The sequence below is a fragment of the bacterium genome, assembly GCA_037147175.1.
GTDB lineage: Bacteria > Cyanobacteriota > Vampirovibrionia > Gastranaerophilales > UBA9971 > UBA9971.
Map to the genome: position 1 here is coordinate 1 of JBAWVS010000091.1, position 4,265 is coordinate 4,265.

Sequence of the window (4,265 nt, forward strand, 5' to 3'; positions counted from 1 at the left end):
AAAACATTTCTGCGATAACAGAAGAAACGGCAGCAAGCGCAGAAGAGATTTCCAGTATTACAGAAGAACAAACAGCAAGCCTGGAAGAAATCAGTGCATCTTCTCACACATTAGCCAGTGTTGCTGAAAATTTACAAAAACAAATTTCTGTCTTTAAAATTTAAAAACTTATAGCAAAACATATTTAAAAAACAGCCCTGATTAAAATATCAGGGCTGTTTTTATTTTGTCATAAAATTAATACCCATCTCAGGAATTTTTTTCTTATTCCTTTAAATTTATAATGAAGTTAATATTAAATGCTTAAAAAACTTCCGGAGGGGCTATGAAAGTTTTATTCTGCACAGATGGCTCTGAAACTTCTTTATATGCTATAGAAAAAGCTTTAACGCTGATAAAAAAAGATTTTAAAATTGACATAACAACCGTAGTGGAAACAGGGTTTTTAAATACGTTCATAACCTTTCCTTATGAAGTTGAAGTGGAATTCCCTGAATATAGGAATAAAGCCGAAAAATTACTTGAGGATACTGCAAACTTTATAGAGTCAAAAGGCTTTAAAGTCGCGGAGAAAATTCAACTTAACGGCTATCCTTCCGACATGATTATTGATTTGATTTACGAAAACGACTACAAAGCGGTTATTCTTGGTTCTCATGGGAAAAAAGGAATTAAAAAATGGCTTGGAAGCGTGAGCAGGAAAATTGCATATAAATCTCCGATACCTATTTTTATTGTAAAACCCATAGCAGATTACACTCAAAGTCATGACGGCAGACAAACTAAAGAAATATTGATTGCTGTTGACGGTTCTCAAAATTCATATAATGCTGTCAGAAAAGCACAAGAAATCATTGATTTTAAAGGCAGCTATGTTGAGATTTTAAGCGTAAAAGCTGCCGTAGAAGAATTCCCCGTTGAAATCAGAACCGATGAAGAATGGCTTAAAAAATGCCTTACAAAACAAGATGAAATTATGAATGAAATTCTTGAAAAAACTTCTGAAATTCTTGAAGAAAACAATATAAACTCAAGTAAAAAAACTCTTCTTCAAGGCGATACTGCCGAAGAAATTTTAAAATATACGGAAAAAAATCATAAAGATATAATTATTATGGGTTCCCATGGAAGAGAAGGGTTGTCACACCTTATTCTTGGAAGTATAAGCAAAATTATTCTCGATAATGCCAATGCTTCTGTTCTTGTTATCCAGAACAAACCCGAGCCGGGACGATAATTTATCTTTTATTATTTTCGGAAAGAATAAATAAACTTATGATATCTTCTAAATCATGAACCTTTTTTTTGAATTGCTGAATTTCATTATCAAGTATTTTAATTTTTGTTCTGTGTTCTTCAATTATATTAATATCATTTTTTATTCCCTGTTCAAGCTCTTCCTGCGCTATCTGCGCTTTTGCAAGAACCTGATTCATAGGGATGCCCATTGCTTCCATTGTATGTCTGATAATTTGGGCTCCGGTCTGCTTAGTCACGCCGGGAGGGAGCTTGGTTACAAGGTCAATTAAAGTATCAATACTTGAAGAACCGCTTGTTTCTTTAACAATTTTTTGCTCTCTATATTTGGGAGCTACTATATATTCATCTCTTAAAGAAGACTGGCCCGGAGAATTTAAATCATAATTATAATCTTTGTATTCGGGCTCCGAATAAGAATTATAAGATGAACTTTCTACATAATTATTTTGATTTTGTGAATCAAATTCTGAAAAAGTTTCTAATTCTCTTTCTCTATTTGTTTTAAGCACTTCTATTATTTTTTTTCCCACGCCTTCGGGTAATTTATTTTGTCTTTCGAAGTCCATTTGTTTTCCCCCTTCGCATTGTGATTTTTATTTATTATGAGGTTTAAATTACAAATTTAATACGTATATCTGACTGATTTTAATCTTAAAAAGCTTATTATTAATAATACCAAGCATAGAAGTTTAGTATCATTATAATAAATTTATATAAAAATATCAAAATTGTAATTTATCGTAATTTATCTGCTTGCCTGAAGCTGTTCGATTAAATCCCATTTTCCGCAAGTGCCGCCCCATCTCGCTATAATGTCTCCTTTGACTTCTTTTGGGGATTTTGGTGTTTGATTTTCAACTTCACCCTGAACAATAGTAACTACTTCACAGTTATTTGCACAGTCGCAGCATTCATGAGTGAAAGATGTAAATTTAAAGTCTCTGACTTTCCAACCTTTAAATTTCGTTTGAACACCGGTAAATTGATAATTTTCCATAGCAAGAATAGCCGCACCTATTGCACCCATTGTTTGATGATGTTCAGGAACAATTATTTCATTGTTAAGAACTTCTTTAAAAGCTTTAACCATTCCGGAATTTGAAGCTACACCGCCTTGAAATACAATTTTAGGAAGAATTTCTTTTCCAAGAGCGAGGTTGCTGAGATAATTTCTGACAAGTGCCTGGCAAAGACCGTATAAAAGGTCTTGTATCGCGTAACCAAGCTGCTGTTTATGAATCAAATCACTTTCTGCAAAAACTCCGCATCTTCCTGCAATTCTTGCAGGCGCTGTTGATTTTAGAGCCGTAGCACCAAATTCAGCGATAGGAACGTTTAATCTGCTTGCCTGCTGGTCAAGAAAACTTCCTGTACCGGCAGCACAAACTGTATTCATTGCAAAATCAGTAACAATACCGTCTCTTAATATAATAATCTTGCTGTCCTGTCCGCCTATTTCAAGAATAGTCTGAACTCCGGGAACATATATGCTGGCAGCAACAGAGTGAGCTGTTATTTCATTTTTTATTATGTCTGCTCCGACAAGAGCCCCTGCAAGCTGTCTTCCGCTTCCTGTCGTTCCGGCACCGAGAATGTTATATTCTTCTTGAGCCTGCGCTACTATTTGTTTCATCCCTTCTTGAACAGCAAGAACAGGTTTGCCTGAAGTTCTCAGCATTACACTGTCTATATATTTTCCTGATTCATCGATAACTGCCAGTTTTGTTGTTACCGACCCTACGTCTATTCCTAAAAAAGAGTTGCGTGCCATTATTTTTTCCTCATGATTAATTTTTGAAAAGCGCGTTTTTATTAATATAGAAATTTTATTTTAAGATAAAAAATCCAAAAATGAAATCTAACTGCATGATAAAAATATGTTATATCAAAGTAATTAAGTAATAAATACACTTCAAGTATATTATTAATATGTTAACAGACTTGAACATAAAGAGTTTAAATTTTATAATTTTAACAAGATAGGCCATAGTAAAGTTTCCCCTGACAAAGACGGTCAGGTTTTGGAGAAAAATTATTGAAAGCAAATAAAATAAGCGTAATCATCCCTGTTTTTAACGAAATTAGCACCTTAAAGCAAATTCTTGAAAAAGTGGAAAACGCCGAATGGTGTTCTCTTGAAAAAGAAATTATTCTCGTTGATGACGGTTCTAAGGATGGGACAAGAGAACTTTTAAAAATATTTGAAGAAAATCAACAATACAAGATTATTTACCATGCCAAAAACATGGGCAAAGGTGCTGCCGTAAGAACTGCAATTTCTTATGCGACAGGTGATATTATAGTTATTCAAGATGCTGATCTTGAATATAATCCCGATGACTATAATGAACTTATAAAATTAATAATAAACGATAAAACTGACGTTGCTTATGGTTCAAGATTTTTGGCGGCTCAATCAATGGAAAAATTTGGATTTCTGCAATATTTAGGAAACAAATCTCTGACATTTTTTACAAATTTGCTTTTTGGTGTCGGACTTACAGATATGGAAACCTGTTATAAGGCATTTAGCGCTGATATAATAAAAAATATTTCAATAAAATCAAATAAATTTGATTTTGAACCTGAAATTACCGCTAAAATTCTTAAGCTAAAATATCATCTTCAGGAAGTTCCTATTTCCTACAACGGAAGAAACTATACCGAAGGAAAAAAAATCTGTTGGAAAGATGGACTCAGCGCAATAAAAGCTTTAATCTGGTATAGATTTTTTGATTAACTCGAATTGCTAGATAGTTGAAATCCGCATTAATATTGGTATTGTCATTCTGAGGGCTTTAGTCCGAAGAATCTGTCCAAAAAAGTATTTAAGCTTAAAACCCAAAAGGGACAGATGTTTCGCTTTGCTCAACATGACAATAAAAAAATTAATTGGCAATTGGAGTTGATTAATTTTTTTATTTTTAACAATATCGGCTCTTAATTATTAATTAAGACCAATGCACAAGCAGCTAATTTTTAAGAATTTGGAGTAATTTGCAATA

General features: G+C 33.0%; 4 protein-coding genes. 2 read left to right on the plus strand and 2 right to left on the minus strand.

The annotated features are described in order from the left end of the window. The first annotated feature begins 325 nt into the window (after nt 1–325). Nucleotides 326–1,237: a universal stress protein gene (locus WCG23_12975; GenBank protein ID MEI8390783.1), complete on the plus strand. Its 912-nt coding sequence runs from the start codon at nt 326–328 to the stop codon at nt 1,235–1,237. Nucleotide 1,238: 1 nt separating this feature from the next. Here WCG23_12975 and WCG23_12980 read toward each other — a convergent pair whose 3' ends face one another. After that, a complete protein-coding gene (locus WCG23_12980; protein ID MEI8390784.1) occupies nt 1,239–1,826 on the minus strand; it encodes a hypothetical protein in 588 nt (195 codons plus the stop codon). A gap of 179 nt (nt 1,827–2,005) precedes the next feature. After that, a complete protein-coding gene (locus WCG23_12985; GenBank protein ID MEI8390785.1) occupies nt 2,006–3,031 on the minus strand; it encodes an acyl-CoA dehydratase activase in 1,026 nt (341 codons plus the stop codon). 264 nt (nt 3,032–3,295) lie between these two features. Here WCG23_12985 and WCG23_12990 point away from each other — a divergent pair, with 264 nt between their 5' ends. Beyond that, the gene (locus WCG23_12990) at nt 3,296–4,000 is read left to right on the plus strand and encodes a glycosyltransferase family 2 protein (GenBank protein MEI8390786.1); all 705 of its coding nucleotides are present in this window, start codon (nt 3,296–3,298) and stop codon (nt 3,998–4,000) included. Nucleotides 4,001–4,265 lie beyond the last annotated feature (265 nt).